Annotated in this window: 10 protein-coding genes; 6 read left to right on the plus strand and 4 right to left on the minus strand. The window is 70.8% G+C overall.

Translation table 11 applies throughout. The features are described from left to right. Positions 1-68 precede the first annotated feature (68 nt). On the plus strand, positions 69-1,061 hold the full coding sequence (locus ACJX2R_RS15330) for a COX15/CtaA family protein (RefSeq protein WP_262702702.1): 993 nt from the start codon (positions 69-71) through the stop codon (positions 1,059-1,061). Here the strand turns inward: ACJX2R_RS15330 and ACJX2R_RS15335 are convergent. The 3 genes from ACJX2R_RS15335 to ACJX2R_RS15345 all read right to left on the minus strand — a co-directional run bounded on the left by ACJX2R_RS15335 (position 1,031) and on the right by ACJX2R_RS15345 (position 3,721). Further along, positions 1,031-2,167 carry an amidohydrolase gene (locus tag ACJX2R_RS15335; protein ID WP_413100562.1) on the minus strand — a complete coding sequence of 379 codons (1,137 nt, stop codon included), beginning with the start codon at positions 2,165-2,167 and terminating at the stop codon, positions 1,031-1,033. The two genes, ACJX2R_RS15330 and ACJX2R_RS15335, sit on opposite strands and share 31 nt — an antisense overlap. A 153-nt stretch (positions 2,168-2,320) precedes the next feature. Beyond that, positions 2,321-2,746: a hypothetical protein gene (locus ACJX2R_RS15340; protein ID WP_413100563.1), complete on the minus strand. Its 426-nt coding sequence runs from the start codon at positions 2,744-2,746 to the stop codon at positions 2,321-2,323. Positions 2,747-2,770: 24 nt separating this feature from the next. Continuing rightward, positions 2,771-3,721, minus strand: coding sequence for a heme o synthase (locus ACJX2R_RS15345; protein WP_413100564.1), 951 nt, complete (start codon positions 3,719-3,721; stop codon positions 2,771-2,773). Positions 3,722-4,105: 384 nt separating this feature from the next. Between ACJX2R_RS15345 and tkt the strand changes: the two genes are divergently transcribed. The 5 genes from tkt to pgl are packed head-to-tail and all read left to right on the plus strand — an operon-like array spanning position 4,106 to position 10,802. After that, a complete protein-coding gene (gene tkt, locus ACJX2R_RS15350) occupies positions 4,106-6,184 on the plus strand; it encodes a transketolase (RefSeq protein WP_413100565.1) in 2,079 nt (692 codons plus the stop codon). A gap of 44 nt (positions 6,185-6,228) precedes the next feature. Continuing rightward, complete coding sequence (gene tal / locus ACJX2R_RS15355; protein WP_262702707.1) at positions 6,229-7,347, plus strand: transaldolase; 1,119 nt, start codon at positions 6,229-6,231, stop codon at positions 7,345-7,347. Positions 7,348-7,351: 4 nt separating this feature from the next. Next, positions 7,352-8,875, plus strand: a complete 1,524-nt coding sequence (gene zwf / locus ACJX2R_RS15360) for a glucose-6-phosphate dehydrogenase (RefSeq protein WP_413100566.1) — start codon at positions 7,352-7,354, stop codon at positions 8,873-8,875. Next, positions 8,872-10,023 (plus strand): glucose-6-phosphate dehydrogenase assembly protein OpcA, encoded by a 1,152-nt coding sequence (opcA, locus tag ACJX2R_RS15365; RefSeq protein ID WP_413100567.1) that lies wholly within the window; start codon positions 8,872-8,874, stop codon positions 10,021-10,023. The genes zwf and opcA overlap by 4 nt, the downstream gene beginning before the upstream one ends. Further along, a complete protein-coding gene (gene pgl / locus ACJX2R_RS15370) occupies positions 10,020-10,802 on the plus strand; it encodes a 6-phosphogluconolactonase (protein WP_413100568.1) in 783 nt (260 codons plus the stop codon). Before opcA ends, pgl begins: the two co-directional genes overlap by 4 nt. A 76-nt stretch (positions 10,803-10,878) precedes the next feature. On the opposite strand, the gene pgi is transcribed toward pgl, so the two are convergent. Next, positions 10,879-12,531, minus strand: coding sequence for a glucose-6-phosphate isomerase (gene pgi, locus ACJX2R_RS15375; RefSeq protein ID WP_262702745.1), 1,653 nt, complete (start codon positions 12,529-12,531; stop codon positions 10,879-10,881). Positions 12,532-12,571: the final 40 nt, after the last annotated feature.

The raw sequence follows: 12,571 nt of genomic DNA on the forward strand, positions 1-12,571 counted from the left end.
GCCTGCGGCTTTACCGGAACACAACCCCCTCGTGAAAAGCTGCACAAGCGGCGGCCTACGATGGGCGGGTGCCGAATTCGCTGAATCCGTTCGAGCTGATCGCCCGGCGCTGGCAGCCCTCCGCGCGCTTCGTGGAGCGGGCCGCGCTGGCCACCGTGGTGATGGCCGTGGTCATCGTGGTGACGGGGGGCGCGGTCCGGCTCACCCAGTCCGGCCTGGGCTGTGACACCTGGCCCAAGTGCACCCCGTCCAGTCTGACGCCCACCGCCGACATGGGCATCAACGGTGTCATCGAGTTCACCAACCGGATGCTGACGTACGTCCTGTGCGTCTTCGTCGGTGTGCTGATCATCGCCGCGCGGGCCCGTACACCGGTGCGCCGCTCCCTCACCCGGCTGGGCTGGACCCAGTTCTGGATCGTGATGGGCAACGCCGTCGTCGGCGGCATCGTGGTCCTCACCGGACTCAACCCGTACATCGTCAGCTCGCACTTCCTGCTGTCCTCCGCGCTCCTCACGGTGGCGATGGTGGTCTGGCAGCGGGCTCGCGAGGGTGACGGTGAGCCACGCGACCTCATCGCCCGGCCGGTGCGCCAGCTGACCTGGCTGCTGGTCGGCGCGACCCTGGCGCTGATCCTGATCGGCACGGTGGTCACCGGCGCGGGCCCGCACGCCGGTGACGCCCGTGAGGTGCACCGCATCCCGCTGAACTGGCAGGAGATCACCCAGCTGCATGTGGACTTCGTCTACATCGTGCTGGGCCTCACCGTCGCCCTGTGGTTCACGCTGCGGGCCGTGAAGGCCCCCGCCGCCCAGCGCCGTACGGTCCTTGAGCTCCTCGTCGTACTGCTCGCGCAGGGCGTGATCGGGTACGTCCAGTACTTCACCCATCTGCCCGAGGTCGTCGTCGGCATCCACATGTTCGGCTCCTGCCTGGTGTGGATCGCGGTGCTGCGGGTGCTGCTCGCCCAGCGCGAGCGCGCCGCCCTTCCGGCGGCCGCGCCCGCCCCCACCGGCGACCACGAGACCGTTCAGCCCGAGCCGGCCGCGTCCAGCCGGTAGACCCGGCGCGCGGTCCCGGCCGCGACCAGCCCGGCGATCCGCTGGGCCTCGGCCCGGGTGCAGATCCCCTCGCCGACCCACTCCTCGGCCAGCCGGGCCATGGCCTGGCCGAACAGCCGGGACGCGGTCACATACAGCTCGGGCAGCGCCCGCGCGCCCGTCGAGAACAGCAGCTTGCCGAACGGCGCCTCGCCCAGGGTCTCCCCGGGCCGCGGCCCGGCGTCCGCGTAGACGTGCGGGAAGGCGGCGGCGAGCTGGGCCGCCCGCCGGTGGTGCGGCCGGTCCGGAAGCAGCACCAGATCGGTGCCGAAGCCCGCCGTGGCGCGCAGGAAGCCGATGAGCGACTGCGGATCGGCACAGTGCAGCTGCACCGGAAGACCGGTCGCCACGGCGCTCCACAGCAGATGCTGGGCGAGCGCGGGGTCGGGAGCGCGGCCTGGGGCCGGGCGGACGGTGAGCGCGAGCCAGCGGGCGGCGGCGCGCCGCACCTCCCGCGGGTCGGGCGGGATCTCGTCGCAGAAGGCGATCCCCATGGCGAAGGCGGTCGCGTGCTGGGCCGCCGCGTACAGGGCCTCCGCGGTGTTGCCGATGAAGGCGTCGACCGTGCCCGAGGTGTCGGCGACCTGTTCGGCCAGCGGCTCCAGCCGGACCACTTCGAGGACCGTGCCGTCGGCGGCCGCGGCCAGCTCGTCCGGGGTGCTGAGGTCGTCCCGGGCGCCGGACTCCAGCAGGAAGGTGCCGATGCCCGCGCCGCGCAGCAGCAGTCGCGCGGCGCGGTAGGCGCCCAGCTCACGACGGCGGGCGAGATAGCTGACGGGCGCGCAGTGGGGCTCCATGCCCAGCAGCGGGGGGCACCAGCGGCGCACCGCGAGGCCGGTCCAGCTGTCGAAGAAGGTGGTGTCGGCCGGGGCCGCGCCGGACCCGGCGGCGGCCGCCAGATGGGTTTCGAACGAGCCGACTCCGAGCTCGCCGTCGACCGTGCCGTGGCTGTGCTGGTCGACCAGCGGCGGCAGGGTGATCGGTCCCGCCGCCGGGGCCGGCCCGTCGCGGGGGACCGGGCCGGTCGGCGGGCCCACGGTGTCCGGGGAGTCCGTCGCCTCGTGCATCGCCGCCCGCCTCCTCGCCCTCCGGCATCGATGGGCTTAACGGACGGAAGGGGCGCGAGGTGTCGCCGGACCCGTTCTCAGGCGTTCTGCGAGGCTCAGGCGTTCTACGAAGCTCAGGCGTTCACGAGGCTCAGGCGTTGAGGCTCAGGCGTTCTACGAGGCGGCTGCCGGAGGGTTGCCGGGTCCGCCGAGCTGGATGCCCGCCATGCGCGTCCACTCGTACGGACCGGTGCGGACCTTGGCGGCGAGTTCGCCGTCGAAGTCGTCGCTGAGGGTCAGCCCGGCGATCTCGGCGGCGCGCCGCGCGCTGTCCTGGGAGGGGGCCACGAGGACGCCCCATTCGCCGTCGGCGCCGACGAGTGCGATCCGGACGGCGCCGCGTCCGATGTGCGCGATCTGCCCCTCGGCGCCGCCGTGGCCCCCGGCGAAGGCCGTGATCTGGCGGGCGAGCCGCTCGGCCCGCTTCTCGTCCTTGGACGGCTTGGCGGGCTTGGGCGGCTTGGCCGGTGCTTCCGGCGCGGAGGGCTGGGCGGCCGACTCGCCGCTCTCGGGTGTCTCCGGCTGGGTGGTGTCTGCCATACAGCCGATGCTACCCGCCGGTAATCACCGCAGGAAAGGGTCCACGGCGACGGCGACGAACAGCAGCGACACATAGGTGATCGACCAGTGGAACAGCCGCATCTCCTTGAGCTTCGCGCCCGTGATCCCGGCCCTGGCGCGCGCCTGGAGACCGTGCGCCTCCTTGAGCCAGAACCCGCCCAGCACGGCCGCGACCACGGGATAGAACCAGCCGGTGTAGCCCAGCGGCCACAACAGCAGCGATACACCCACCATGGCCCAGCTGTAGAGGACGATCTGGCGCGCGACCGCCTTGTTGCCCGCGATCACCGGCAGCATCGGCACGCTGGCCCGCTCGTAGTCGTCCTTGACCTTCATCGACAGCGGCCAGTAGTGCGGCGGCGTCCAGAAGAAGATGACGAGGAAGAGGATGACGGCGGCCCAGGAGACCTCGTTGGTCACCGAGGACCAGCCGATGAGCACGGGCATGCAGCCCGCGATGCCGCCCCAGACGATGTTCTGCGAGGTACGGCGCTTGAGCCACATCGTGTAGACGACGACGTAGAAGACCAGCGCACCGAGCGACAGCATCGCGGACAGCGGGTTGACCAGCGCCCAGAACCAGGCCGTCGACCCCACCGCGAGCGCGAAGGCGAAGACGAGGCACTCCCGCGGCGAGACCATCCCGGTCACGAGCGGGCGCTGCGCGGTGCGCTCCATCAGCGCGTCGATGTCCCGGTCGTAATACATGTTGAACGCGGCGGCACCACCGGCGGACAGATAGCCGCCGACGCAGGTGGCGACCACCAGCCACAGGTCCGGCACGCCCTGGGCGGCCAGGAACATGACCGGCACCGTCGTCATCAGCAGCAGTTCGATGACGCGCGGCTTCGTCAGCGCCACGAACGCCTTGACACGGGCCCCGAACGGCCGGTGACCGGAGCTCGTTTCGCTCGTCTCGAGCACCCCCGCAGGACGGGATTCGACGGCCGTCACGCACACCCCTGGTGGAAGACAAGAACCAGCAAGCACCGGACATGAAGAGCCGGTAAAGACTTGCGCGTACCACGCCACTCTAGACGTAGCGGATGCGCCGCCCGCCGCCGGGGTCCCTCGTGTTGTAGGGGCACGGCAAGGCGCCCGTAAGGCGGCCACGCCCGGGGGACGACGGGCCCGGCAGAGCCCGGAACGGCGCCTTCCGTAGGGCCCGGGACGCCCCTCGGACGGGCCCCGGAGGGAATGCGGCAACCTCGGAATTCGTTCCTTATCCCGTTGGGTGGAACTCGAAAAGATGACCGTTGTTCCAGGGGTAGGCTCGACATCGCCGGTGTACATACGGTCACCGGATTTCGACATTGTGGAGAGGAGCCCTGACTCAGGGTGAGCACCAAGCCGACTACCACAGACCTCGAGTGGACCGATCTGGACCAGCGAGCCGTCGACACGGCCCGGGTCCTGGCCATGGATTCCGTACAGAAGGTCGGTAACGGCCACCCTGGCACGGCCATGAGTCTCGCGCCCGCCGCGTACCTGCTCTTCCAGAAGCTGATGCGGCACGACCCCTCCGACGCGGGCTGGGCGGGCCGGGACCGCTTCGTCCTCTCCCCCGGGCACACCAGCCTGACCCTCTACGTCCAGCTGTACCTGGCGGGCTTCGGTCTTGAGCTCGACGATCTGCGGTCGTTCCGCACCTGGGGCAGCAAGACCCCGGGGCACCCCGAGTTCGGCCACACCACCGGTGTCGAGACCACCACCGGCCCGCTGGGCCAGGGCATCGCCAACGCGGTGGGCATGGCGATGGCCGCCCGCTACGAGCGTGGCCTGTTCGACCCGGAGGCGCCCGAGGGCGCCTCTCCGTTCGACCACACCATCTGGGCGATCGTCTCCGACGGCGACCTGGAGGAGGGCATCTCCGCCGAGGCGTCCTCGCTGGCCGGCCACCAGAAGCTGGGCAACATCGTCGCCCTGTACGACGACAACCACATCTCGATCGAGGGCGACACCGCGACCGCGCTCTCCGAGGACGTGCTGAAGCGCTACGAGGCGTACGGCTGGCACGTCCAGCGCATCGAGCAGGCCGAGAGCGGCGACTTCGACATCCACGCGCTCCACGCGGCGCTCAAGGCGGCGCAGGCCGAGACCGAGCGCCCCTCGATCATCGCGGCCCGTACGATCATCGCCTGGCCCGCCCCGAACGCGCAGAACACCGAGGCGTCCCACGGCTCGGCGCTGGGCGCCGACGAGGTCGCCGCCACCAAGCGCGTCCTCGGCTTCGACCCCGAGCAGCACTTCGCGGTCGACACCGACGTCATCAACCACACCCGCGCCCTGGTCGAGCGCGGGCGCGAGGCCCACGCCGCCTGGGACAAGAAGCTCCAGGAGTGGCGGAACGCCAACTCCGAGCGGGCCGCCCTGTTCGACCGGATCACCGCGGGCGAGCTGCCCGAGGGCTGGGAGAGCGCGCTGCCGGTCTTCGAGCCGGGCAAGGACGTCGCCACCCGTAAGGCGTCCGGCCAGGTGCTCAAGGCGCTCGGCGGGGTGCTCCCCGAGCTGTGGGGCGGCTCCGCCGACCTCGCGGGCTCCAACAACACCACGATCGACGCGTCCTCGTCCTTCCTCCCGAAGGGCAACCCGCTGCCGGAGGCCGATCCGTACGGCCGCACGATCCACTTCGGCATCCGCGAGCACGCCATGGGCTCGACCATGAACGGCATCGCGCTGCACGGCAACACCCGTGTCTACGGCGGTACCTTCCTGGTCTTCTCCGACTACATGCGCCCGGCCGTCCGGCTCGCCGCGCTGATGAAGCTGCCGGTCACCTACGTGTGGACGCACGACTCCATCGGCCTCGGCGAGGACGGCCCGACCCACCAGCCGGTGGAGCACCTGTCCGCGCTGCGCGCCATCCCGGGCCTGAACGTGGTCCGCCCGGCCGACGCCAACGAGACGGCCATCGCCTGGCGGGAGATCACCCGCCGCCACACCGCGAACCCGGCTCCGCACGGCCTGGCGCTGACCCGGCAGAACGTGCCGACCTACGAGGCCGACGAGAACGCCGCCAAGGGCGGTTACGTCCTCTTCGAGGCCGAGGGCGGTCAGCCGCGGGTCATCCTCATCGGCACCGGTTCCGAGGTCCAGCTCGCCGTGGAGGCGCGCGAGCAGCTCCAGGCCGCCGGGATTCCCACCCGCGTTGTGTCGATGCCCTCGGTCGAGTGGTTCGAGGAGCAGGACAAGGGGTACCGGGAGACAGTGCTGCCGCCGTCCGTCAAGGCTCGTGTGGCCGTCGAGGCGGGTATCGGACTGACCTGGTACCGCTACGTCGGCGAGGCCGGCCGCATCGTCTCGCTGGAGCACTTCGGCGCCTCGGCCGACTACAAGGTGCTCTTCCGGGAGTTCGGCCTCACCGCCGAGGCCGTGGTCACCGCCGCCCGCGAGTCCCTCGACGCCGCCGGGCGCTGACCCCCACAGACGACGTAAGTGCGACGAGTAGGAGAACACACCCCATGACAGACGCACTCAAGCGGCTGGCCGACGAAGGCGTCGCGATCTGGCTCGACGACCTCTCCCGCAAGAGGATCACCTCCGGCAATCTGGCCGAGCTGATCGACCAGCAGCATGTCGTAGGCGTCACCACCAACCCGTCGATCTTCCAGAAGGCGATCTCCGGCGGCGATGGCTACCAGCAGCAGGTGGCCGACCTCGCCGTCCGCCGGGTCACCGTCGAAGAGGCCGTCCGCATGATCACCACGGCGGACGTCCGCGACGCGGCCGACATCCTCCGGCCGGTGTACGACGCGACGGGCGGCCAGGACGGCCGGGTATCCATCGAGGTGGACCCGCGCCTGGCCCACAACACGGCCGCCACCATCGCCGAGGCCAAGCAGCTGGCCTGGCTGGTGGACCGGCCCAACACCTTCATCAAGATCCCGGCGACCGAGGCGGGGCTGCCCGCGATCACCGAGGTGATCGGCCTGGGCATCAGCGTCAATGTCACGCTGATCTTCTCCCTGGAGCGGTACCGCGCGGTCATGGACGCCTTCCTGGCCGGTCTGGAGAAGGCCAAGGCCGCCGGTCTCGACCTCCAGAAGATCCACTCGGTGGCGTCCTTCTTCGTCTCCCGCGTGGACACCGAGATCGACAAGCGCATCGACAAGCTCGGCACCGATGAGGCCAAGGCGCTGCGCGGCAAGGCCGCCGTCGCCAACGCCCGCCTCGCCTACCAGGCGTACGAGGAGGTCTTCAGCTCCGACCGCTGGGACGTCCTGGACCGGGCGAACGCCAACAAGCAGCGTCCGCTGTGGGCCTCGACCGGCGTCAAGGACCCGGCGTACAAGGACACCATGTACGTCGTGGACCTGGTCGCCCCCGGCACCGTCAACACCATGCCGGAGGCCACCCTGGAGGCGGTCGCCGACCACGGCGAGATCCGCGGCGACGCCGTGCGCGGCACGTACGAGCAGGCCAAGGCCGACCTCGACGCGCTGGCCGGGATCGGGATCTCCTACGACGACGTCGTCCAGGTGCTGGAGGACGAGGGCGTCGAGAAGTTCGAGTCCTCGTGGAACGACCTGCTGAAGTCCACCGAGGCGGAGCTCAAGCGCCTCGCACCCTCGGAGGCGTGAAAACGTGAGCAGCAGCAATCCGCTGCGTGACCCACGAGACCGGCGGCTCCCGCGCATCGCGGGGCCGTCCGGCCTCGTGATCTTCGGCGTCACGGGCGACCTGTCCCGTAAGAAGCTGATGCCGGCCATCTACGACCTGGCCAACCGCGGGCTGCTGCCCCCGGGCTTCTCACTCGTCGGCTTCGCCCGCCGCGACTGGGAGAACGAGGACTTCGCCCAGGTCGTGCATGACGCGGTCAAGGAGCACGCGCGGACCCCGTTCCGCGAGGAGGTCTGGCAGCAGCTGGCCGAGGGGTTCCGCTTCGTCCCCGGCGTGTTCGACGACGACGACGCGTTCGTCCAGCTGCGGGCGACCATAGAGGAGCTCGACAAGGCGCGCGGCACCGGCGGCAACTTCGCCTTCTATCTGTCGGTCCCGCCGAAGTTCTTCCCCACCGTCGTCCAGCAGCTCAAGAAGCACGGGCTGTCGCACGGACAGGGCGACTCCTGGCGGCGCGCGGTCATCGAGAAGCCCTTCGGGCACGACCTGAAGAGCGCCCAGGATCTCAACCAGGTCGTCCACGAGGTCTTCCGGCCCAGTGATGTCTTCCGGATCGACCACTACCTGGGCAAGGAGACGGTCCAGAACATCCTGGCGCTGCGCTTCGCCAACACGATGTTCGAGCCGATCTGGAACCGGTCGTACGTCGACCACGTACAGATCACCATGGCCGAGGACATCGGCATCGGCGGGCGCGCGGGCTACTACGACGGCATCGGCGCGGCCCGCGACGTCATCCAGAACCACCTGTTGCAGCTGCTCGCGCTGACCGCCATGGAGGAGCCCGCCTCCTTCGAGGCGTCCTCCCTGGTCACCGAGAAGCTGAAGGCGCTCAGGGCGGTCAAGCTGCCCAAGGACCTGGGCAAGCACACGGTGCGCGCCCAGTACGCCACCGGCTGGCAGGGCGGTGAGGAGGTGCACGGCTACCTCGAGGAGGAGGGCATCGACCCCCACTCGAAGACCGACACCTACGCCGCGATCAAGCTGGAGATCGACAACCGCCGCTGGGCGGGTGTCCCCTTCTACCTGCGCACCGGCAAGCGGCTGGGACGGCGGGTGACCGAGATCGCGGTGGTCTTCCAGCGCGCCCCGCACTCCCCCTTCGACGCCACCGACACCCAGGAGCTCGGGCAGAACGCCCTGGTCATCCGGGTGCAGCCGGACGAGGGCGTCACCATCCGGTTCGGTTCCAAGGTGCCCGGCACCTCCATGGAGATCCGGGACGTGACGATGGACTTCCAGTACGGCGAGTCCTTCACCGAGTCCAGCCCCGAGGCGTACGAGCGGCTGCTGCTGGACGTCCTGCTCGGCGAGGCGAACCTCTTCCCCCGCCATGAGGAGGTCGAGCAGTCCTGGCGGATCCTGGACCCGATCGAGGAGTACTGGGACCAGCACGGCAGGCCCGAGCAGTACACCTCCGGGACCTGGGGGCCGAAAGCCGCGGACGAGATGCTCGCACGAGACGGACGGAGCTGGCGGCGGCCATGAACATCGATCTCACGGACACCACGTCCAGCCGGATCAACTCCGCTCTGGTCCAGGCACGCCGGGCCACCGGTACCCCGGCCGTGGGCATGGTGCTCACCCTCGTCATCGTCACCGACGAGGGCAACCACTACGACGCGCTGCGGGCGGCGAGCGAGGCGTCCAAGGAGCATCCCTCGCGCACCCTGGTCGTCATCAAGCGGCCGGGCCGGTCGCCGCGCGACCGCAAGATGGCCCGGATGGACGCCGAGGTGCGGGTCGGCGGCGAGACCGGCACCGGCGAGACGGTGCTGCTGCGACTGCACGGCGAACTCGCCAACCACGCCTACTCGGTGGTCCTGCCGCTGCTGCTGCCGGACGCCCCGGTGGTGGTGTGGTGGCCGGAGGACGCCCCGGAGCACCCCGCCGAGGATCTGCTCGGGCAGCTGGCCCAGCGCCGGATCACCGACGCCCAGGCCACCGAGGACCCGGTCGCGGCCCTCGGGCTGCGGGCCGCCACCTACACCCCGGGCGACACCGATCTGGCGTGGACCCGGATCACCCCGTGGCGCAGCGTGCTGGCCGCGGCCCTGGACCAGCGGCACTCCCCGATCACCTCAGCGGTCGTCGAGGGCGAGGCGTACAACCCGAGCAGCGAACTGCTCGCGCTGTGGCTCGCCCAGCGGCTGGGGGTGCCGGTGGACCGGCAGGTCTCGGAGGGCCCGGGGCTGACCGCGGTCCGGCTGGAGACGGCCGACGGCGTGATCTGCCTGGACCGGGCGAACGGCTCGCTGGCCGAGCTGGCCATGCCGGGCCAGCCCGACCGGCATGTGGCGCTCCAGCGGCGTGAGATGTCGGAGCTGATCGCCGAGGAGCTGCGCCGGCTGGACCCCGACGAGAGCTACGAGTCGTCGGTGAAGTACGGCGTCAGCAAGCTGGGCAAGGGCGGCGTGGGGACGCTGGAGCGGGACGCCAAGGCCGCCCCCGCGACCCAGGTGGTGCCGCCCGGCGCGGACCTGCCGCCGCTGCCGACCCGGGACCCGGAGACGCCCTCGGAGCACGCCCCGGGCTCGCCGAAGAACCCGCCGCAGGCACCGGCACAGCCGCCGGTTCCCAAGCCCCACCCCCCGAAGTCCCAGGAGCAGAAGGCGGACGGGAAGGCGGACGAATGACCGCACCACAGGTGGTCGTCCACCGCGACAAGGAGCTGATGGCCCAGGCCGCGGCGGCCCGGCTGATCACGAAGATCGTGGACGCCCAGGCCGCCCGCGGCTCGGCCTCGGTCGTCCTGACCGGCGGGCGCAACGGCAACGGCCTGCTGGCCGCGCTCGGCGCCTCCCCGGCGCGCGACGCGGTCGACTGGTCGCGGCTGGACCTGTGGTGGGGCGATGAGCGATTCCTGCCCGAGGGCCATGCGGACCGCAATGTCACACAGGCCCGCGAGGCGCTGCTGGACGCGGTGGAGCTGGACCCGGCGCGGGTGCACCCGATGCCCGCGTCCGACGGGCCCCACGGCGGCGATGTGGACGCCGCGGCCGAGGCGTACGCGGCCGAGCTGGCCGGGGCCGCGCGGCCGGAGAACCACGGCGCGGTGCCGTCGTTCGACGTGGCTCTGTTCGGCGTCGGCCCGGACACCCATGTGGCCTCGCTCTTCCCCGAGCTGCCCGCCGTCCGGGAGACCGAGCGGATGGTGGTCGGGGTGCGCGGCGCGCCCAAGCCGCCGCCGGTACGGATCTCGCTGACCCTGCCCGCGATCCGCGCGGCACGGGAGGTGTGGCTGCTGGCGGCCGGTGAGGACAAGGCGAAGGCGGTCACGATAGCGCTGTCGGGCGCCGGGGAGTTGCAGGCTCCGGCGGCGGGCGCGCGCGGTCGCGGCCGGACGCTGTGGCTGCTGGACCGGGCCGCGGCGGCGGGGCTGCCGCGCGAGCTGTACCCTCCGGCGTCGCCGTGACCCTCGTATCGCACAGCAACGATCCCCCGGGCGCTTCGGGCGCCCGGGGGATCGTTCGTTGTTCGCCTTGGAGGCCTCAGCGGCCGCGCAGCGAGCGGTAGGTGGCGACCAGGTGCTCGGTGGAGGCGTCCAGACCGGGCACCTCGGCGCCCTCGGTCAGGGCGGGCTCGACGCGCTTGGCGAGCACCTTGCCCAGCTCCACTCCCCACTGGTCGAAGGAGTCGATGTTCCACACCGCGCCCTGGACGAAGACCTTGTGCTCATAGAGGGCGACCAGCTGGCCCAGCACCGACGGGGTCAGCTCGTGGGCGAGGATCGTGGTGGTGGGGCGGTTGCCGTCGAAGGTCTTGTGCGGCACCAGTTCCTCGGGCACTCCCTCGGCGGCGACCTCCTCGGCGGTCTTGCCGAAGGCCAGCGCCTGGCCCTGGGCGAAGAGGTTGGCCATCAGCAGGTCGTGGTGGGACTCCAGGCCTGGCGGCAGGTCCTTCACCGGCCGCGCGAAGCCGATCAGATCGGCCGGGACCAGCTTGGTGCCCTGGTGGAGCAGCTGGTAGTAGGCGTGCTGGCCGTTGGTGCCGGGGGTGCCCCAGACGATGGGGCCGGTCTGCCAGCCGACGCGGTTGCCGTCGCGGTCCACATGCTTGCCGTTGGACTCCATGTCCAGCTGCTGCAAATAGTCGGTGAACCGCGACAGATAGTGGCTGTAGGGCAGGACGGCGTGCGCCTGGGCGCCGTGGAAGTTGTCGTACCAGATGCCCAGCAGGCCCATCAGCAGCGGGACGTTCCGCTCCGGCGGGGCGGTGGAGAAGTGCTCGTCGACCAGGTGGAAACCGGCCAGCATCTCGCGGAAGCAGTCCGGGCCGATGGCGACCATCAGGGAGAGGCCGATGGCCGAGTCGTAGGAGTAGCGCCCGCCGACCCAGTCCCAGAACCCGAACATGTTGTCCGTGTCGATGCCGAACTCGGCGACCTTCTCTGCATTGGTCGACACCGCCACGAAGTGCTTGGCGACGGCCTCCTGACCGGCCCGGAGCCCGGTCAGCAGCCAGTCGCGGGCGGAGACGGCGTTGGTGATGGTCTCGATGGTGGTGAAGGTCTTGGAGGCGACGATGAACAGCGTCTCGGCGGGGTCCAGGTCGCGCACCGCCTCGTGCAGATCCGCGCCATCCACATTGGAGACGAACCGGAACGTCATCGAGCGGTCGCTGTAGGAGCGCAGCGCCTCGTACGCCATCTTCGGGCCCAGATCGGAGCCGCCGATGCCGATGTTGACGACGTTTTTGATCCGCTTGCCGGTGTGGCCGGTCCAGTCGCCGGACCTGACGCGGTCGGCGAAGACGGCCATCTTGGAGAGCACGGCGTGCACTTCGCCGACGACGTCCTGCCCGTCCGCCTTGATCTCCGCGGAGTGCGGTGCGCGCAGCGCGATGTGCAGCACCGAGCGGTCCTCGGTGGTGTTGATCCGCTCGCCGCGGAACATGGCGTCGCGCAGCTCGGCCACCTTGGTGGCGCTCGCCAGTTCGCGCAGCAGCCGCAGGGTCTCGTCGGTCACCAGGTGCTTGGAGTAGTCGACGTGGAGATCGCCGACCTGAAGGGTGAGGCGGCTCCCGCGCTCCGGGTCGCCCGCGAACAGGTCGCGCAGATGAGCGTCGCCCAGCTCCTTGCGGTGTGCGGCCAGCGCGTGCCATTCCGGCAGCTGGTCCAGCCTGGTGCGGCCTTCCATGTTCATCTCGGACATCAGCCCACTTCTCGTCGGTACCTGGCCCCCG

Source organism: Streptomyces sp. Inha503 (assembly GCF_047215865.1).
Classification (GTDB): Bacteria; Actinomycetota; Actinomycetes; order Streptomycetales; family Streptomycetaceae; genus Streptomyces; species Streptomyces lycopersici.

Coding starts and splice junctions, on each gene's coding strand:
- ACJX2R_RS15340 (WP_413100563.1), bottom strand. CDS start 2,746: ATGGCAGACACCACCCAGCCGGAGACACCCGAGAGCGGCGAGTCGGCC.
- pgl (WP_413100568.1), top strand. CDS start 10,020: ATGACCGCACCACAGGTGGTCGTCCACCGCGACAAGGAGCTGATGGCC.
- ACJX2R_RS15335 (WP_413100562.1), bottom strand. CDS start 2,167: ATGCACGAGGCGACGGACTCCCCGGACACCGTGGGCCCGCCGACCGGC.
- tal (WP_262702707.1), top strand. CDS start 6,229: ATGACAGACGCACTCAAGCGGCTGGCCGACGAAGGCGTCGCGATCTGG.
- pgi (WP_262702745.1), bottom strand. CDS start 12,531: ATGAACATGGAAGGCCGCACCAGGCTGGACCAGCTGCCGGAATGGCAC.
- opcA (WP_413100567.1), top strand. CDS start 8,872: ATGAACATCGATCTCACGGACACCACGTCCAGCCGGATCAACTCCGCT.